General features: G+C 71.6%; 21 protein-coding genes. 6 read left to right on the top strand and 15 right to left on the bottom strand.

Annotated elements, in window-relative coordinates; genetic code table 11:
* Positions 1-63 precede the first annotated feature (63 nt).
* The gene (locus GXW76_RS11910; protein ID WP_211862241.1) at positions 64-414 is read left to right on the top strand and encodes a RidA family protein; all 351 of its coding nucleotides are present in this window, start codon (positions 64-66) and stop codon (positions 412-414) included.
* A gap of 309 nt (positions 415-723) precedes the next feature.
* Positions 724-1,539, top strand: a complete 816-nt coding sequence (locus GXW76_RS11905; protein ID WP_211862240.1) for a CHAP domain-containing protein — start codon at positions 724-726, stop codon at positions 1,537-1,539.
* 73 nt (positions 1,540-1,612) lie between these two features.
* Here GXW76_RS11905 and GXW76_RS11900 read toward each other — a convergent pair whose 3' ends face one another.
* A complete protein-coding gene (locus tag GXW76_RS11900; protein WP_211862239.1) occupies positions 1,613-2,203 on the bottom strand; it encodes a cysteine dioxygenase family protein in 591 nt (196 codons plus the stop codon).
* Positions 2,204-2,271: 68 nt separating this feature from the next.
* Here GXW76_RS11900 and GXW76_RS11895 point away from each other — a divergent pair, with 68 nt between their 5' ends.
* The gene (locus GXW76_RS11895; RefSeq protein ID WP_211862238.1) at positions 2,272-2,775 is read left to right on the top strand and encodes a cupin domain-containing protein; all 504 of its coding nucleotides are present in this window, start codon (positions 2,272-2,274) and stop codon (positions 2,773-2,775) included.
* A gap of 11 nt (positions 2,776-2,786) precedes the next feature.
* Here GXW76_RS11895 and GXW76_RS11890 read toward each other — a convergent pair whose 3' ends face one another.
* Positions 2,787-2,936, bottom strand: a complete 150-nt coding sequence (locus GXW76_RS11890) for a hypothetical protein (RefSeq protein ID WP_211862237.1) — start codon at positions 2,934-2,936, stop codon at positions 2,787-2,789.
* A gap of 92 nt (positions 2,937-3,028) precedes the next feature.
* Positions 3,029-4,096, bottom strand: coding sequence for an alcohol dehydrogenase (locus GXW76_RS11885; protein ID WP_211862236.1), 1,068 nt, complete (start codon positions 4,094-4,096; stop codon positions 3,029-3,031).
* 151 nt (positions 4,097-4,247) lie between these two features.
* Here GXW76_RS11885 and GXW76_RS11880 point away from each other — a divergent pair, with 151 nt between their 5' ends.
* Positions 4,248-4,964: a YidB family protein gene (locus tag GXW76_RS11880; protein ID WP_211862235.1), complete on the top strand. Its 717-nt coding sequence runs from the start codon at positions 4,248-4,250 to the stop codon at positions 4,962-4,964.
* Between the two features lie 22 nt (positions 4,965-4,986).
* Here GXW76_RS11880 and GXW76_RS11875 read toward each other — a convergent pair whose 3' ends face one another.
* The 6 genes from GXW76_RS11875 to GXW76_RS11850 all read right to left on the bottom strand — a co-directional run bounded on the left by GXW76_RS11875 (position 4,987) and on the right by GXW76_RS11850 (position 8,750).
* On the bottom strand, positions 4,987-5,790 hold the full coding sequence (locus tag GXW76_RS11875) for an alpha/beta hydrolase (protein ID WP_211862234.1): 804 nt from the start codon (positions 5,788-5,790) through the stop codon (positions 4,987-4,989).
* A gap of 82 nt (positions 5,791-5,872) precedes the next feature.
* Entirely contained in the window at positions 5,873-6,127 is a 255-nt protein-coding gene (locus GXW76_RS11870) for a YMGG-like glycine zipper-containing protein (RefSeq protein WP_211862233.1), read from the bottom strand.
* Between the two features lie 43 nt (positions 6,128-6,170).
* On the bottom strand, positions 6,171-7,139 hold the full coding sequence (locus tag GXW76_RS11865) for a tripartite tricarboxylate transporter substrate binding protein (protein ID WP_211862232.1): 969 nt from the start codon (positions 7,137-7,139) through the stop codon (positions 6,171-6,173).
* Positions 7,140-7,251: 112 nt separating this feature from the next.
* A complete protein-coding gene (locus tag GXW76_RS11860; protein ID WP_211862231.1) occupies positions 7,252-7,791 on the bottom strand; it encodes a hypothetical protein in 540 nt (179 codons plus the stop codon).
* Positions 7,792-7,893: 102 nt separating this feature from the next.
* Positions 7,894-8,598, bottom strand: a complete 705-nt coding sequence (locus GXW76_RS11855) for a Clp protease/crotonase-like domain-containing protein (protein WP_211862230.1) — start codon at positions 8,596-8,598, stop codon at positions 7,894-7,896.
* Positions 8,595-8,750 (bottom strand): hypothetical protein, encoded by a 156-nt coding sequence (locus GXW76_RS11850; protein WP_211862229.1) that lies wholly within the window; start codon positions 8,748-8,750, stop codon positions 8,595-8,597. Before GXW76_RS11850 ends, GXW76_RS11855 begins: the two co-directional genes overlap by 4 nt.
* A 61-nt stretch (positions 8,751-8,811) precedes the next feature.
* On the opposite strand from GXW76_RS11850, the gene GXW76_RS11845 reads away from it, so the two are divergent.
* Entirely contained in the window at positions 8,812-9,741 is a 930-nt protein-coding gene (locus GXW76_RS11845) for a 3-hydroxyacyl-CoA dehydrogenase (protein WP_211862228.1), read from the top strand.
* Positions 9,742-9,769: 28 nt separating this feature from the next.
* Positions 9,770-10,576, top strand: a complete 807-nt coding sequence (locus GXW76_RS11840; protein ID WP_211862227.1) for a DUF3592 domain-containing protein — start codon at positions 9,770-9,772, stop codon at positions 10,574-10,576.
* Here the strand turns inward: GXW76_RS11840 and GXW76_RS11835 are convergent, their stop codons facing one another.
* The 6 genes from GXW76_RS11835 to GXW76_RS11810 all read right to left on the bottom strand — a co-directional run bounded on the left by GXW76_RS11835 (position 10,577) and on the right by GXW76_RS11810 (position 16,872).
* Positions 10,577-11,290 carry a metallophosphoesterase gene (locus GXW76_RS11835; RefSeq protein WP_211862226.1) on the bottom strand — a complete coding sequence of 238 codons (714 nt, stop codon included), beginning with the start codon at positions 11,288-11,290 and terminating at the stop codon, positions 10,577-10,579.
* Positions 11,287-12,159: an ABC transporter permease gene (locus tag GXW76_RS11830; protein ID WP_211862225.1), complete on the bottom strand. Its 873-nt coding sequence runs from the start codon at positions 12,157-12,159 to the stop codon at positions 11,287-11,289. The genes GXW76_RS11835 and GXW76_RS11830 overlap by 4 nt, the downstream gene beginning before the upstream one ends.
* A gap of 208 nt (positions 12,160-12,367) precedes the next feature.
* On the bottom strand, positions 12,368-13,315 hold the full coding sequence (locus GXW76_RS11825) for an ABC transporter permease (RefSeq protein ID WP_211862224.1): 948 nt from the start codon (positions 13,313-13,315) through the stop codon (positions 12,368-12,370).
* Position 13,316: 1 nt separating this feature from the next.
* Positions 13,317-14,840 (bottom strand): ABC transporter substrate-binding protein, encoded by a 1,524-nt coding sequence (locus GXW76_RS11820; RefSeq protein WP_211862223.1) that lies wholly within the window; start codon positions 14,838-14,840, stop codon positions 13,317-13,319.
* Positions 14,837-15,889 (bottom strand): ABC transporter ATP-binding protein, encoded by a 1,053-nt coding sequence (locus tag GXW76_RS11815; protein ID WP_211862222.1) that lies wholly within the window; start codon positions 15,887-15,889, stop codon positions 14,837-14,839. The genes GXW76_RS11820 and GXW76_RS11815 overlap by 4 nt, the downstream gene beginning before the upstream one ends.
* Positions 15,886-16,872, bottom strand: coding sequence for an ABC transporter ATP-binding protein (locus tag GXW76_RS11810; protein WP_211862221.1), 987 nt, complete (start codon positions 16,870-16,872; stop codon positions 15,886-15,888). The genes GXW76_RS11815 and GXW76_RS11810 overlap by 4 nt, the downstream gene beginning before the upstream one ends.
* Between the last annotated feature and the right edge of the window lie 50 nt (positions 16,873-16,922).

Genomic DNA, 16,922 nt, shown 5'->3' with positions numbered 1-16,922 from the left:
GATGGGAAGCTGTTCTAGAAGCGGGCAGCGCGACAGGCGCAGCATCGCGAAGGAGCGGCCGGAATGAGCAAGATCACCCGCCAGGGCACGAACCAGATCCTTTCGTCCTCTGTCGAATACCACAACTTCGTCTACCTCGCGGGGATGACCGCCGACGACCTCTCGAAGGATATCAAGGGCCAGACGGCCGAGGTGCTGGCGAAGATCGACGCCGCGCTCGAGGCGAACGGCACCGACACGACGCGTCTTCTCTCCGCCCAGATCTGGCTGAAGGACATCCGCGACCGCGGCGCGATGAACGAGCTCTGGACCGCCTGGCTGCCGGCCGGCATGGCCCCGGCGCGCGCCTGCGTGGAGGCCAACATGGCCGACCCGCGCCACCTGGTGGAGATCATGATCACCGCCTGCCGCTGATGCGGCCCCGCGCGGCGGAGTCGCATCGCAGGAAATAATTCCGCGAATCAAGCAGGCAGCGCCCGGCCCTCAAGGCCGGGCGCTGTTGCGTTCCGGCCACCACACTGTTGCCTCGCCCAATTCCCGCCGTATTTCGCGGACTGTTTTCCTTTTCTCCGCGACGTTCCAAAGGGCATTCGTGGAAATCACTCCGGATTACACCGGGTAACAGCCGCGGCGGGTTGTCAGCCTCCGCGCGGCCTTGTTACCCCCGGTTGTGTGATCGGGCGCACAAGGCCCGAGGGGAATCACTGGGGGCACAGGGGGCTCATGAAGACAAAGAGGGCGGCGATCGCGTTCGCGATCCTGTTCGGTGGCTTCGGCCTTGCGGCGCAGGACGCCGCTGCCAGGACACCCGATGGACGACAGGGCAAGCCCGCGGCGCGGGCATCTGCGGCACCGGCCGCTGCCGGAGCCCGCGGCACCACCACGCGCACGGCGAATGCGACCGCCCGCGGGTCCAACCAGCGCGGCCAGAACGCCACGCTGCGGACCGCCTCGGTGGGCAATTCCGGAACTGTGGCACGCAACGGCCGTCGCGGCGGCGGCGCGGGCGCCTATGCCGGCGGTGGTGGCGGCGGCATCTCCTGCGTGCCCTATGCGCGCCAGGCGACCGGCATGGCCATCAGCGGCAATGGCGGCCAGTGGTGGTACAACGCCGCCGGCCTCTATGCCCGCGGCAACCGCCCGGAAGTCGGTTCGATCATGGCCTTCCCGGGTTCGGGCGGCATGCGCGCCGGGCACGTCGCGGTGGTCGAGCGCGTCGTCTCCTCCCGCGAGGTGCTGATCCATCACGCCAATTGGGGTGGCCCCGGCATTCGCCGCGGAAGCATCATGCGCGGCGTGTCGGTGGTTGATGCCTCCCCGCAAAACGACTGGACGCAGGTGCGCGTGCAGGTCGGCCACAGCAGCGACAACTACGGCCGCACCTATGCCGTGCAGGGCTTCATCTACAACCGTCCCGACGCGACGGGCGGTACATTGTTCGCCGGCACCGGCCCGCTGCGCGTGAATTCGGCGCAGGCGGCAAGCCTCGGGCTGGAGGAAGTGGCCCAGGCTGGCCCGGCGCGCTCCACGCGCCGCTGAGGCGGGCACGCTCGAACGAAAAGGGGCCGCTCCGGCGACGGGGCGGCCCCTTTCCTTTTGCGGGCGGCGTGGATCAGGCCGCGCGCATCTCCTTGCTGCGGTCCCAGAGGTTCGGCACTGCCGCGTTGTCGTAGCCGGAGACGAAGCGCTTCTGCGCCCCCGTCACGGGGTCGAAGACGCTGCGGGCGATGGCGCCGATGTTGCCGCCATAGACGTGGATGCTGATGCTGGCGCGGTCGGGCAGCGCGTTCTCCACGACATGGATGTCCGTGAGGTTGGGGCTGACCGCCACCACCTCGCCCGGCCGCAGGTGGTCCACCTGGCCGAAGGCCATGGGCACGCCGGGCTTCACCTCGGTCGAGATCTCCTCCCCGCGCAGCATCCCGACCAAGCCCCAGACGGTGTGGTTGTGCACCGGCGTCTTCTGCCCTGGCCCCCAGACGAAGGATACGACGCAGAAGCGTTCCATCGGGTCGCAATGCAGCAGGTACTGGCGGTAGCGCGGGCCGGGCTGCGCGCATTCCTCCGGCAGCCAGGTGTCGTTGGCGATGAGTTGCCGCAGCAGCGCCGCGCCCTCCGTCAGCCAGCGCGATTCCGTCGCGCCTTCATCCGCCAGTCGCGTCATGGCGCGGATGAAGTCCCGCAGCGGCGTGATGTCTGTCATGGTGGAGCCCTTCCGTCCTTCCCGGCATCATGGGGAAGAGGTTTCCACGCGGCAAGGATAGGGACGACATGCACGAACACCGGAAGGACGGTGCGGAGATGCTCCTTCTCCCGGAGGGGCGCGACGTCCCGAACAATTCGCGCCTGCCCGTGCTGGTGCATCGCGGGGCCGTGCCGGCTGGTGACGCCGCAGCGGCCGAGACCCTGTTCCGCGGCCATGGCTGGCGCCCGGCCTGGCGGAACGGCATCCACCCCTGGCACCATTATCATTCCAACGCGCATGAGGCGCTGGCCATCGTCTCAGGCCAGGTCCGCGTGCTGCTGGGCGGCGAGGCCGGGGTGGCGGTGGAGCTCGCGGCCGGCGATGTCGTGGTGCTGCCGGCCGGCACCGGCCACCGCAACATGGGCGCGAGCGAGGACCTGTTGGTGGTGGGCGCCTACCCGAAGGGCGCAGCGCCGCCGGACCAGTTGCACGGCGCGCCGGAGGAACGGCCGCGCGCGCTGCATTCGATCGCCACGACGCCGGACCCGGCGAAGGACCCCGTGACCGGCGGCCCCTACGCGCGGGGCTGATGCGCCCGGCATCAGGGCCGGCGTATCCGCAGGCGGCCGCCCCACCAGCCCCGCGCCATGCCGTTCGCCTCGCCGATGATGAGATCATCGGCAATGCTCGGCGGCATGACGCCGTGATGCGACAGGCCGCGCAAAAGAAGGGCGCCGCGCAGCCGGGCCACGCGGCGCCTTCCTCACGATGGCGCGTCCGGTCCCCCGCCATGCGGCGCGGGGCGCGGCAGGGTCAGGCCGCGCTCGCCGTCAGGCGGCAGGGTCAGGCCGCGCTCGCCGTCAGCACGATGCGGCCGACGACCTTGCCTTCCTTCAGCCGGTTCAGCGCGGCGTCGGCCTGGTTCAGCGGCATGTTGGTGATCGGGATCGCCGGCATCTTGCCGGACTGGGCGATGCCGACCAGTTCCCGCAGCTCCTTAACGTTGCCGACGTAGGAACCCTGGATCGTCAGCGCGCGGATCGGCATCAGCGGCAGCGGAATGTTCATCTCCCCGCCGAAGAGGCCGACCTGCACCAGCTTGCCGCCCTTGCGCAGCGCATCGAAGGAGAAGCGCGCCGTGTCGGTGCCGTTCACCAGGTCCACGATCGCGCCGACCGGGCCGCCGGCGGCCTCGATGATGCGCTTGGCAGTATCGGGGCCGTCGGCGAGCACCGTGTCGGTAGCACCTTCCTGCTTCGCCGCGTCGAGCTTCGCCTGGCTGACATCCACCACGACGATGCGGCGGTGCCCCTTGGCCTTCAGCACGGCGACCGCATTCAGCCCGAGGCCGCCGGCGCCGACCAGCACGATCGGCTCATCCGCCGGCATCGGCATGACCTTGTTGATGGCGCTGAACACCGTGATGCCCGAGCAGGCGTAGGTCGCCGCCAGCGACGGATCGAGGCTGCCGACCGGCACCAGGTGCCGCGGTTCCGGCGCCAGCACATGCGTGGCGTAGCCGCCATGCTGATAGACGCCGAGGCTGCGCGGCGAGAGGCACATGTTGTCCTCGTCGGCCAGGCACTTGTCGCACTTGCCGCAGCCGACCCAGGGGAAGACGATCATGTGGTCGCCGACCTTGAGGCCGGCATTGTTTGCCTCCGGCCCCCACTTCAGCACCTTGCCGACGATCTCGTGGCCCATGGCCAGCGGCAGGACCACGCCGCGATCGGTCAGGCGCATCTTGCCGCGGGAGCCGAGGTCGTACTCGCCTTCCCAGATGTGCAGGTCGGAATGGCAGACGCCGGCGTGGGTGATCTCGATCAGCACCTGCTTGCCGGTGGGCTCGGGCGTCGGCAGTTCGATTTCCTGAAGCGGCTTGCCCGTTTCGATGACGGCCCAGGCGCGCATGGCGTTTCCTCCGTTGGGTGGTGACGTCCCCGCGCATCGGACCAAGGGGGGCGGGCGCGGTCAAGGGAGGGCGGTGCCGAGGAAATGTTCCGCCCGAAGGACGCCCGCGTATAGGATCGCAACGGCTCCGGAATGCAACGGGAGGACGGCCATGTCTTACGGCAAGGGCGGCGGGGGCGAGGCCCTCGAGGGCCTGCTCGGCATGCTCGCTGGCGGGCGCGGCGGGGCGGAGGGCCTCGGCACGCTGGTCGAGCGGCTTCGGCAGGGCGGCCTCGGCGATGAAGTGGACAGTTGGGTTGGCTCCGGCGCCAACAAGCCCGTCGCACCGGACCGCCTCGCCAGGGTGTTCGAGCAGGGCGAACTGAACGCAGTGGCGCAGCGCATCGGCGCCGATCCCGCTGCCGCCGCCGGTCCCGGTGAGGGCGGCGGCGTCGCCGGTCTCCTCGCGGCGGTCCTGCCGCAACTGGTCAATGCCCTGACGCCGCAGGGCCACGTGCCGCAATCGGACGCCGAGTTCGGTTCCAGCGGCATGGGTGGCGCGCTGGCGCAGATCATGGGCGCCATGGCTGGCGGCCAAGGTGGCGGGGGCGCGGCTGGCGGTGGCCTGGGGACGCTGCTAGGCGCACTGGCCGGCGGCGCTGGGTCCGGCGGAGGTGGGTCCGGCGGCGGGCTTGCGGCGCTGCTCGGCGGGTTGATGGGTGGCGGGGAGGAGGCGCCGGCCGGCAAGCCCGGCATGTCCGGCGATCCGGGTCAGGCCGGCCCCTCGAAGCAGGGATTCGGCGGCGGCACGGCGGCGCCCCCGGGCAAGGCGGGGCTCGGCGGGGACGCTGGCGGGCCCCTGCCGCAAAAGCCGCGGCCGCTGCGCTGAGGGTTGCGCGCCGACCGAGGATTCAGCGGCCGACCCGCCGCGCGAGGAATGCGAGGACCGCCTGCGCGCCTCGTCCGTCCTCATCGTTCAGCACAGCGGGATGCGCGGTGCCGGGGAGCATCTCCAGCCGCGCATCGCGCGCGGCTTCGGCCACCCGTCGCGCATGGCCCGCCGGGGTCACGCCGTCGCGCTCGCTGCCCACCACCAGCACCGGGGCGCGGATCGCGGGCAGTCGTGACAGGGTTTCGAAGCGATGCCGCAGCAGCATGTCGGTTGGCAGGAATGGGTAGATCCCGCGCGCCAGGTCGGCGACCGAGGTGAAGGGACTCTCCAGCACCAGCGCCGCGATGCCGTCGCGGTTCTCCGCGAGCCGCGCCACCACGCCGCTGCCGAGGCTCTCCCCCCACAGCACCAGGGCGCTGTCCGGGAAGCGCGCCCGCGTCCAGGCGAGGTAGGCCGCGGCGTCGCGGGCGAAGGCTTCCTCCCCCGGCCTACCGGGGTTGCCGCCATAACCGCGGTATTCCGCAAGAACAACGCCATAGCCCCCGCGGTTCAGGTACGCGCCGAGAGTCGTTCTGTGTTCCACATTGCCGCCGTTGCCGTGGAAATGCAGCAGCACGGGCGCGCCCGGTGCCGGCGGAACCGCCAGGAAGGCGAGGTCCAGCCCGTCCTCCGTGCGCAGCGTCCCGCGTACCCACCCCGGTGGCGTGGCGAAGGCGCGCCTGTCCGGGATGAAGATCATCCGTTCCTGCCCTGCCCAGAGCAGCCCGACCACGATCAGCGGTGCCACCGCCAGGACGGCCAGAGTCGTCAGCACCCTGCGCATGCCCCTCCCCGGCATTCGGTTCCCGAAGGTCCAGGAAACTGAGTTTCCTGGCGGGGTCCAGGGGCAGCGCCCCCGGCCTGCTTCACTTCTCGCAGGGCTGCGTCCCGATGGCAGCCCCCGCGAGCGCCCCCACCCCTGCCCCGATCAGCGCGCCGCGCCCGGCATCCGCATTGGCCGAGCCCGCCAGCGCCCCGATCCCCGCCCCGATCGCCGCGCCATAGGCCGCGCCGGCGCCCGGATCCTCGCAGACGGGCGTAGCCGGAATAGCCAGGGGCGTGGGCTGGACGACGACACAGCCGGCGAGCGGCAGGACCAACAGCGGCAGGAGGCGCTTCATCGCGCCAGCCTGCCGCCGCACTCCGGCGGGAGTGTGGCGCCGCTCAGTCCGGGCGGATGTTGTTCTCGCGCACCACACGGGCCCAGACCTCCATCTGCCGTGCGAGGTAGGGGGCGAAGACGTCCTCGCCCTTCGGGTCGAGGTCGATGCCGAGGCCGATGACGCGGTCGCGCACCTCCGGGATCGCCAGCGCCTTGCGGACCGCGGCCTCCATCCGCTGCTTGATCGCGGGCGGCAGGTTGGCGGGACCGAGGAAGCCCCAGAAGGCGCGCGCATCGATGCCCGGAATGCCAGCCTCGGCGAGCGTCGGGATGTCGGGCATGGATGGCGAGCGCGTCGCCCCCGTCTGCGCCAGCGGGACCAGCGTGCCGGAATCGACATGCACGCCGATGGCCGGGCGCGTCGCGACGGGCAGGTCCACCTCCCCCGCCGCCGCCGCGACGGCGAGCGGCCCGCCGCCGCGATAGGGCACGTGCACCAGGCGGAAGCCGCCCGCGCGCTGCGCCAGTTCCATCGTCAGGTGCGCAAGGCTGCCATTGCCGATGCTGCCATAGGTGATAGTCTCGGGCCTCGCCTTCGCCGCCTCGATCACCTGCGTCAGGCTGCGGTAGGGCCGCGCGCGATGCGCCGTCAGCACCATCGGCGCGGTGCCGAAGAGCAGCAGCGAGGTCAGGTCCTTCTGCGTGTCGAAGCCGATGTTCGGAATCAGCGCGGGGTTCACGGCATGGGTGTCGAAGACGATGAGCCAGGTGTTGCCGTCCGGGGCCGCGCGCGCGGCCTGTGCCGTGCCGAGCGAACCCGAGGCTCCACCGCGGTTCTCGACCACGATGGGCACGCCGAACTCCGCCTGCAGGCGCGGCTGGAGCAGGCGCGCCATGGCGTCCGTGGACCCGCCCGGCGGGAAGGGGACGATGATGCGGATGGGCCCGTTGGGCCAGGCACCCTGGGCAGCGGCGATCGAGGGCGCGGCAAGGGCCGCCGCCGCAGTCAGCAGGGCGCGACGATGCAACATGGACGTGCTTCCTCCGTTGGTCTTGCCAACGGAGGTCGCCCGTCATGCGGGGCTCGTCAAGCCACCGACGGTGGTGGCACCGCGCAGCGACGCCACCACGCAGGCGGATGGGTCAGCGCCCGCTGCCGCCGCTCGATCCGGCAGCCAGCGCAAAGAGCGCCCCGCTCGCGCTCGGCACGCGTGGCGGCTGCGACAGGCGCCGGACGGTCTGATCCGGCCCCGCGGTGAAGACGCCGCGCGGCAGGGCGCGCGCCACGGCCGCGCGGTCGTTGGCGTCAAGCGCCGCCGCCGCCCCCTGCAGCCCGTCGATCACCTGCTGGGCGGGGGCATTCGCCGGGATGCCCAGGGCGCGGCGCGCCTCGCTGCGCGCCTGGGCGAGTTGCGTGACGGCGCCGGCGCCTGCGGTCTGCCAGCGCGGATCCGTCGGCACCGCACCGGCAAGATACTCGATGTCGGCGATGGCGCGCGCCGCGGCCGCGGGCTGCCCGGCCTGCGGCCTGGCAAAGAAGGCCGCTGCGTCCTGCCGCGCGGTGACGATCTGGTCGGTGGTGACCGCACCCTGGCCGGCGGGTGTCCCCAGCGTGGGCGGCGGTTGCGCCGGTGCGCAGGCGGCTACGGCCAGCGCGGTGAGCAGGGCAGAGCGGCGAAGCATGGCGGGATCCTCCGAATGCGCCGTATTTTCGGCAGCGCAATCATTAGCATCCCGCGCCGTGACGCGATTGATGTTTCGCAATACGCCGGCGGGCGCTTGCCCTCAGCCCAGGCCTTCCCGCCTCAGCCGCTCGCCCAGCACCTTCACCTGGACTTCGAGCGCGGCGCTCTCCTCTTCCCGCAGGCGGTCGCGAAGGCCGCGGGCACCGGTTTCGAGGTCGGTCAGCAGGGCGGCAAGTCCGGGCGGCGGCGCCGCGCCCGCTTCCAACCGGGCGACGATGCGTTCCAGCGCGTCGAGGTGCAGCGCCAGCGCGTCCCGCGCCTGGGCGAGGCGCTCGGGGCGGCGCTCCAGGTCGTCCAGCACCCCGCCGATGGCCGAGGCAACCGGCATGAGGCGTGGCTCCGGCAGGGAAGGCAGGCGGCGGATGATCGCGGCCAGCCGCGCGCGCGCCTCGCGCAGGGCCTCGGGCGGCGGCGGCGGGGCGACCGGCGTGCCTTCCTCCATGCCCGTATAGAGCAGGCGCGCCCCACCCCAGGCGCCGGCGCCGAGCAGCAGCGCGGCAACCGGCCCGGCCTCGGCGCCGAGGGCAGCGACCGCGACCGCTGCGCCGCCCATGGCGAGCGCAGCACGGCCGGCATCCCCTTCCCGCCCCCGGCGCAGCAGCCAGGATGCGAGCAGCGGCAGCACCATGCCGATGACGCAGCCGAGCAGCGCGAGGTCGCGCCCGGCGAAGAGGTTGAACAGCGTCGCCGGCAGGAGCGGCAGCGCCATCAGCGGCGGAAGCCAGCCGCGCCAGAAGGCCTTCACGAGCCGAACACCGCCATGGCCGAGCGGATCAGCGCCAGCATGCCGGCGATCCACATCGTCCCGGCCAGCAGGAAGAAGCCGAGGCCGCGCGTGACCAGCAGCGGAAGGGCTGGCGTCCGTGCCGGGAGGGGTGCGTTGCGGGGATCGCTCACGCGGACTTAGATCGCCCGTAGCGACCGGCCGATCAAGGCGGCGCGCTCGGAGGAAAGCGGCATGGAACGCATCGCGGTGGTCGGGGCGGGGCTGATCGGGGGTGCCTGGGCCATTGTCTTCGCGCGTGCCGGGCACTCCGTCGCGATCTGGGATCCCGCGCCGGGGGCCGCGACGGCGACGCTCGCGACGATCCACGCACGACTCGCGGACCTCTCCGCCGCCGGGCTGATCGCGGAAGCGCCGGCGACGGTGGCCGAGCGCGTCTCGGTCGCGGCGACGCTGGAGGAATGCCTCGCCGGCGCGTCGCATGTGCAGGAGAACGGGCCGGAACGGGTCGAGGTGAAGCGCGAGACCTTCGCCCGGCTCGATGCGCTGTGCGGGCCGGATGCGGTGCTGGCCTCCTCGACTTCCGGCATCCCGGCGAGCGCCTTCACCGAGGGGCTGGCGGGCCGGGCGCGCTGCCTGGTCGCGCATCCGGTGAACCCGCCCTACCTGGTGCCGCTGGTCGAGCTGGTGGGCGCCCCCTGGACCGATGCCACCGTGGTGGCGCGCACGCGGGACCTGATGAGCCGGGTCGGCCAGGTGCCGGTGACAGCGATGAAGGAAACGCGCGGCTTCGTGCTGAACCGCCTGCAGGCGGCGCTGGTCGCCGAGGCCTTCCGCCTGGTGCGCGACGGCGTGATGTCGGTCGAGGATGTGGACGCCTGCGTGAAGGAAGGCCTCGGCCTGCGCTGGTCCTTCATGGGGCCCTTCGAGACCATCGACCTCAATGCGCCCGCCGGTGTCGCGGACTACGCGGCGCGCTTCGGCCCGCTGATGGGCGGCATCACCGAGGAGCAGACGCCGTTCCTCTACGACGCGGCGACGGTGGCGCAGGTGGATGCGGCACGGCGAACCAGGCTGCCGCGGGAGGCGATCGGCGACCGTTCCGCCTGGCGCGACCGGCGGCTGATGGCGCTCGCCGCGCACAAGAAGTCTCAGGCAAAATGATGCGGCGACAGCACGAGTCGGGGGCCTGATGCAGATCACCTACAGCACGACCACGGTCCGCTCCGGTGGCCGGGTGGGGCGCATCGTGCCCTGGATCCTGCTGGTGGTGGGGCTCGGGCTGCTGGCCGGCTCGGGCTTCGCGATCTGGTCCGAGATGAAGTTCCGCGGCATCGCGGTGGAGACGGACGGTCGCGTCGTCGAGATGCTCGCGAGCACCAGCCGCGACCGGGACGGCCGCACCTCGCGGACCTACCGGCCAGTCTTCACCTTCGCCCTGCCGAGCGGGAAGCAGATCAGGGTGGAGGGCTCGGTGGCCTCCAACCCGCCCTGCTGCACGGTGGGAGAGGCGATCCGCGTGCGCTACGACCCGGCGCGACCGGAGCACGCGGCGATGACCGGCTTCATGGAGAGCTGGTTCGTCGGCACGCTGCTGGGCGGGATGGGCGTGGTGTTCACCCTTGTCGGCGTGGCGACGCGGCGCGTCTTCGGCCGCCGTGGAGTTGCCGCCATGCCCGGGATGCCGCCCGCGGCGGTCGGCAGCGCCATGGGCTTCGCCGTCCCGCTCGCCGGGCTGCGGCGGGAGCAGACGCCCCAGGGCCCGCGCTGGATGGTGCAGGCGCGCTGGCAGGACCCGCGCAGCGGCGTCCAGCGCCTGTTCGAAGGCGAGCCCCTGCCCTTCGACCCTGTCCCGCAGATGCGGCAGATGACGACGGTGCAGGTGCAGTTCGACCCATCGGCGCCGGACGGGCCGTATTGGATGGACCTGTCCTTCCTGCAACTGCCGGGCACGGATACCGACGCGACCATCGTGGCTGGCCCGGTGCGGCGCGGCTGATCAGGCCTGCAGGAAACCGAGGCGGTCGCCCTCGAAGACAGCGCAGGTCAGGGGGCCGCCGGACCAGGCGGCAGTGTCCACGCAGATGCGGTTGTCCCGCACCACCGGCTGGAAGCCCGCCGTATGGCCGTGGACCACGACCATGCCGTGGTCGCGCTCGCTGCCGAGGAAGTCGTGGCGGATGCGCAGCAGGTCCTCGCGCGACTGGTCTTCCAACGGGATGCCCGGCCGGATGCCGGCATGGACGAAGAGGTAGGATCCCTCCTGGTGCCAGAGGCCGAGGCGCCGCAGGAAGCGCATCTGCGCGGCGGTGAAGTGGTCGGGCCAGGCCTCGCGCGGGGCCTCGGGATCGATGCCCCAGGATTCGAGCGTCGCCCGCCCGCCGCCCCAGAGCCAGTCCGCCGCCGCCGCCCCGTCGCCGGAGAGCGCGGCGAGCATCGTCTCCTCATGGTTGCCGCAGAGGAACATGGCCGGCAGGCCAGGCACCGGGTCCTGATCTACGAGGTAGTCCACCACGCCGCGGCTGTCCGCGCCCTTGTCCACGTAGTCGCCGAGATGGATCAGCAGCGCCGAGGAAACCGGCCGCCGCTTCAGGTCGGCAGCGATCTGCCCGTGCAGGTCGCGCAGCCGGCCGAAAGTTCCGTGGATGTCGCCGATGGCGTAGATGCGGCGCCCCCGCGGCAATTCGCCGGGCGCCGAACGCAGTTCGATCATGTCTTGTCCGCGCGCGGGTCCAGCGCGTCGCGCAGCCCGTCGCCCATCAGGTTGAATGCCAGCACGACAACCATGATGGTCAGGCCGGGGAAGATCGACAACCAGGGGGCCTGCGTCAGGAAGCGCTGGGAGGAATTGAGCATCGACCCCCAGGAAGGATTCGGCGGCTGCTGGCCGAGGCCAAGGAAGGACAAGGCGGCTTCCGCGATGATCGCCTCGGCGATGGCGAGGGAGGCCTGCACCAGCAGCGGCGGGACGATGTTGGGCAACACATGGACGAAGGCGGTGCGCCAGGCGGGGTTGCCCAGGGCGCGCGCCGCCTCGATCCAGTCGGTGGATTTCGCGTCGAGCGCCATGCCGCGCGACAGGCGCACGAAGACCGGCGAGGCGGTGATGGCGATGGCGAGCATCGCATTCTCGAGCGCCGGCCCGAGGAAGGCGGCGAGCGCGATGGCCAGGATCAGGAAGGGCACCGAGAGCATCGCATCCGCGACGCGGGAGATGACGGCATCCGTCCACCCGCCCGCGAGCCCGGCCAGCAGCCCCAGCGGCACGCCGATGCAGAGCGCCCCCAGCACCGAGACGACGCCCGCCATCAGCGAGGCCCTCGCCCCCCAGATGACGCGGGAGAGCACGTCGCGCCCGTTCTCGTCCGTGCCGAACCAGTGCAGTTCGGAGGGCGGCTTGCGGATGCGCGCCCATGAGGTCTGCAACGGGTCATAGGGCGCGATCACCGGCGCGAGGATCGCCACCAGCACGAAGGCGACGACGATGACCAGCCCGAAGACGGCCAGGCGGTGGCGCAGGAAGCGCCTGATGGCGCGGCGCGTGGGGCTTTCGGGCGCGGCGATTGCGGCGGTGGTGCTCATGGCGCGTGAACCCGTGCGACTGCGCGGCCTTGGCCGGTCGGCCGCACCCTGCGGCCCGAGGCTTCGCCTCGGGCCGGGAGCGCAAAGCGCGACCGCGCCCAGACCGCCCGTCGCGCTGGGCGGTCCAGTGCACGGCGCGCAAGCCAAGCCGGCGGATGCCGGCGCCGGCGCGTGAGGCAGAAAAAAAGCAAGCGGCTGAGGAACGCCATCAGGCGTTCCTCAGCCGCGGGTTTATGGCCATGTAGAGAAGATCCGCGATCAGCGAGAGGACCACGAAGATCAGCGCCGTCGCCAGCACCACCCCCTGCACCACCGGGTAGTCGCGGTTGAACACGGCATCGACGATCAACTTGCCGAAACCGGGGATGGTGAAGATCTGCTCGGTCAGCACGGCGCCGGCGAGCAGGCGGCCGAACTCGATGGCGCCGAGCGTGACCACGGGGATCAGCGCGTTGCGCAGCGCGTGCTTCCACACCACGACGCGCTCGCGCAGCCCCTTCGCCCGCGCAGTGCGGACGTAGTCCTGCGACAGCGCCGTCAGCATCGCCGCCCGCGTGTGGCGCATCAGTACCGAGGCCACTCCGGTGCCGAGCACGAAGGCCGGCATGATGGTGGTGGCGAGCGACTGCGCCGGGTCCTCGAAAAGCGGCACGTAGCCGGAGGGCGGCAGCCAGCCGAGTTCCACGCTGAACAGCAGGATCATCATGATCCCGAGCCAGAAATTCGGCGTCGAGATGCCGAACAGCGCGACGCCGTTCGCAGCCCAGTCCGCCGGCGTGTCCTTCCGTACGGCGGAGAGGATGCCGAGCGGCACGCCGATGAGGATGGCGATGACAAAGGCCATCGACGCAAGCTGGAAGGTCACCGGCAGCTTCGCGAGGATCAACTCGCTGACCGGCACGCGGATGCGCCAGGAGAAGCCGAAGTCGCCGGTCAGCACCTTCGACATCCAGATCACGTACTGCTCATGGACCGGGCGATCGAGGCCAAGTTCCGCGCGGATCTGAGCGAGCACGGCCGGGTCGCCGCGTTCCTCGCCAGCCAGGATCACGGCCGGGTCACCGGGCATGAGCTGCTGCAGCCCGAAGATCAGGATCGAGAGGATCAGGAGGGTGGGGATCACCTGCCCCACCCTGCGCAGCAACCAGATGCCCACGTTACTGGAGCCGCATGCCCTGCAGCCGGATCATCCCGTCCGAGATCGGCCGGTAGCCCGTCAGCCGCGCGGTATGCGCCATCACGTTCTTGCGGTGCCACAGGTAGATGCGGCCGACATCCTGGCCGAAGGCGATGCGCAGCGCCTGGGCATAGAGGTCGCGGCGCTTCTCGATATCGAGTTCCGTCCGCGCCGCATCGAGCAGGCGATCCACCTCGGGGTTCGAGTAGCGGCCGTCATTCTGCCCGCCGCCGGTGCGGGTGAAGGTGTAGATGTTGCCGTCCGGATCGGTGCGGCCGGACCAGCCGACCAGGTAGGTCTGGAACTCGCCGCGCGTCGCCGCCTGGAGCGAGGAGGCGAACTCCATCGCGCGCAGCGTCAGGGCGAAGCCGGCTTCGGCGACCATGGACTGGATCACCTCCCCCACCTGGCGCAGGTCGGGGTTGTTGGGGACGGTCATCTCGACCTGCACGGGTGTGGTCACGCCGGCCTCGCGCAGCAGGGCGCGGGCGCGATCGACATTGCGCTCGGTCGGCGGGAAGTCCCGGACATGGAAGGGATTGGCCGGCGGGAAGGGCTGCCGCGTCGGCGTGTACATGCCCTCATAGACCACCTGGTTGATGGCCGCGCGGTCGATGGCGAGCTCGAAGGCCTGGCGCACGCGCGCATCGCGGCCGAGCGGATTGTTCGCCCTCTCCCCGTTGCCGATGTTGATGGTGATGCCCTGGTAGCCGAGTTCGTCCACCGCGACCGCGCGCAGGTTGCGCGCGCGCTGGATGGTCTTCATGTCGTCGGGTTCCATGCGCTCGACGAACTCGACCGCGCCGGATTGCAAGTTCGCGAGGCGCACCGTGTTGTCCGGGATGGGCAGGTAGGTGACGCGGTCGAAGTGGATGTTCGCGGCGTCCCAGTATTCGCGGAAGCGCTCGACGACGATGCGTTCCTGCGCCACGCGCTCGACGAAGCGGAAGGGGCCGGCGCAGACCGGGCGCGTGCCGAAGTTGCGGCCCGCGGCCTCGGCGGCCTTTGGGCTGACGATCATGCCGGCACGGTCGGTCAGCGCCGAGAGGAAGGAGGCGGACGGTCCCTTCAGCGTGATGCGCACCGTGCGCGGGTCCACCACCTCGACCGACTGCATGTCGGCGATCTCGCTGCGGCGGAAGGAACCCTGCATCGTCAGGTGGCGGTTCAGCGAGTAGCGGACGGCCTCGGCGTCCATCGCCTCCCCGTCGTGGAAGCGCACGCCCTCGCGCAGCGTGATCAGCAACTGCGTCGGGCTCTCCCAGCGGAAGCCGGTGGCAAGCTGGGGCACCACCTCCAGCCGTTCGTTGATGTCGAACAGCTTGTCGCAGAGCGCCATGTACACGATGCGCCCGACATAGGTGCGCGACAGGGTCGGGTCGAGGATGTCCGGGTCCTCGCGCAGGCCGATGCGCAGGTTCTGCGCCTGCGCGGGCGCGATGGTCGCGACCGCCGGGATGATGGCCGCCGCGGCGGCGAGGATGACCTTGATGCTCGTCTTCATGGTTGCGCTCCCGTTGGTGGGGCCGGGGCCCGGAAGAAGGATTGCAGGCGCCTGAGGCGCTCGCCACCGGCCAGGCGCTCGGGGCGCGGCCGGACAGGCGGCAGGCGGCCGTCGAGGAGGCAGGCGACCGCGTGCGGCGCGCCGGTCAGTTCGGGCTGGATGATGCGGCACTGCGCCTCGGCGAAGGGGCAGCGGGTGTGGAAGCGGCAGCCCGGCGGCGGTGCGATCGGGGACGGCACGTCGCCTTCGATCGGCGGCGCCTTCACGCCATGGCCCGGCACGGCGGCGAGCAGTGCGCGCGTGTAGGGGTGCTTCGGTGCGGTCAGCACCTCCTCCGCCGGCCCCTGCTCCACGATGCGGCCGAGATACATCACCGCCACCCGGTCCGCGACGTGGCGCACCACGCCGAGATCGTGGCTGATGAGCACGAAGGTCAGGCCGAGGTCGCGGATCAGGTCCGACAGCAGGTTCACCACCTGCGCCTGAACGCTGACGTCGAGTGCGGAAACGGGCTCGTCGCCGACGATCAGCCTCGGCTGGCTGGCGAGCGCACGCGCGATCGCGATGCGCTGGCGCTGCCCGCCCGAGAACTCATGCGGCCAGCGCCGCGCCAGTTCCGGCCGCAGCCCGACGCGGGAGAGAAGGTCCGCGACGCGCGCGCGTTCCTCGCCGCGCGGCACGATGCGATGCAGGCGCAGCGGCTCGGCCACCGCCTGCTCGACCGTCATGCGCGGGTCGAGGCTGGCGAAGGGGTCCTGGAAGATCAGTTGCATGTCCCGCCGGCGGGCGCGCATCGCGGCCGGCGAGAGCCTCACCAGGTCCTCCCCCGCGAAGCGGACGCTGCCCGCATCCGGGGTGATCAGGTTCATCATCAGCCGGCCGAGCGTGGACTTGCCGCAGCCGGATTCACCGACGATCGCCAGCGTCTCCCCCTGCGCGACGGACAGCGACACGCCATCCACCGCATGCACCGCCCCGGCACGGCGCCCGAGCGCATCGCGCACCGGGAAGCGCTTCACCACGCCGTCGAGTTCGAGCAGCGCGCTCATGCCGCCTGCCCCAGCACGGTGTCGAGCGGCGCGCGCCAGCAGGCGGAGAGATGGCCCGGCGCGACCTCGGCGAGCGGCGGCGGCTCGGCGATGCAGCCCGAGATCACGAAGGGGCAGCGCGGGGCGAAGCGGCAGCCGCGCGGCGGGGCGCGCAGATCCGGCACGGTGCCCTCGATGCTGGCCAGGCGCTCGCCGCGCTCCCCCTCCCCCGGCGCCGCGCCGAGCAGGCCGGCGGTATAGGGATGCTCGGGCCGCGCGAAGAGCGTCGCGGCAGCCGCCTGTTCCGCGATGCGGCCGGCGTACATCACCGCCACCTCGTCGGCATGGTCGGCGACGACGCCGAGGTCGTGTGTCACGAGGATGACCGCGGTGCCGGTCTCCCGCTTCATCTCGTCGAGCAGCGCGAGGATCTGCGCCTGCACGGTCACGTCGAGCGCCGTGGTCGGCTCGTCCGCGATCAGCAGCTTCGGTCGGCAGGCGAGCGCCATCGCGATCATCACCCGCTGGCGCATCCCGCCCGAGAGCTGGTGCGGATACTGCCGCGCGCGCCGCGCCGCATCGGGGATGCGCACGCGGTCGAGCATCCGGATGGCCTCCGCGAAGGCCGCCGCCCGGTCGAGGCCCTGGTGCAGCCGCAGCGCCTCGGCCACCTGCTCGCCCGCGGTGAAGGCAGGGTTCAGGCTGGTCATCGGCTCCTGGAAGATCATCGCCATCTCGGCGCCGCGCAGCATCCGCCGCTCCTCGCGCGACAGCGACGTCAGTTCGCGCCCAGCCAGGCGGATGGCGCCGCCCACGGTCGCGTTCTCCGGCAGCAGCCCCATCACCGCGAGGGAGGCGACCGACTTGCCGCAGCCCGATTCCCCGACGATGGCGAGCGTGCGCCCGGCATCGACGCGGAAGGACACGCCATCGAGCACGCGCAGCGCGCGCCCGTCCTGGCGGAAGTCGAGCGTGAGGCCGACGACCTCGAGGGCCGGGGTCATCGGTGGCCGTTCCCGCTGACAGGGGCGAACATGCTCATGCGACGAAGAAG

The organism is Neoroseomonas soli, from assembly GCF_018129065.1.
Taxonomy (GTDB): domain Bacteria; phylum Pseudomonadota; class Alphaproteobacteria; order Acetobacterales; family Acetobacteraceae; genus Neoroseomonas; species Neoroseomonas soli.
This window is presented reverse-complemented; position numbering and strand designations above follow the sequence as displayed.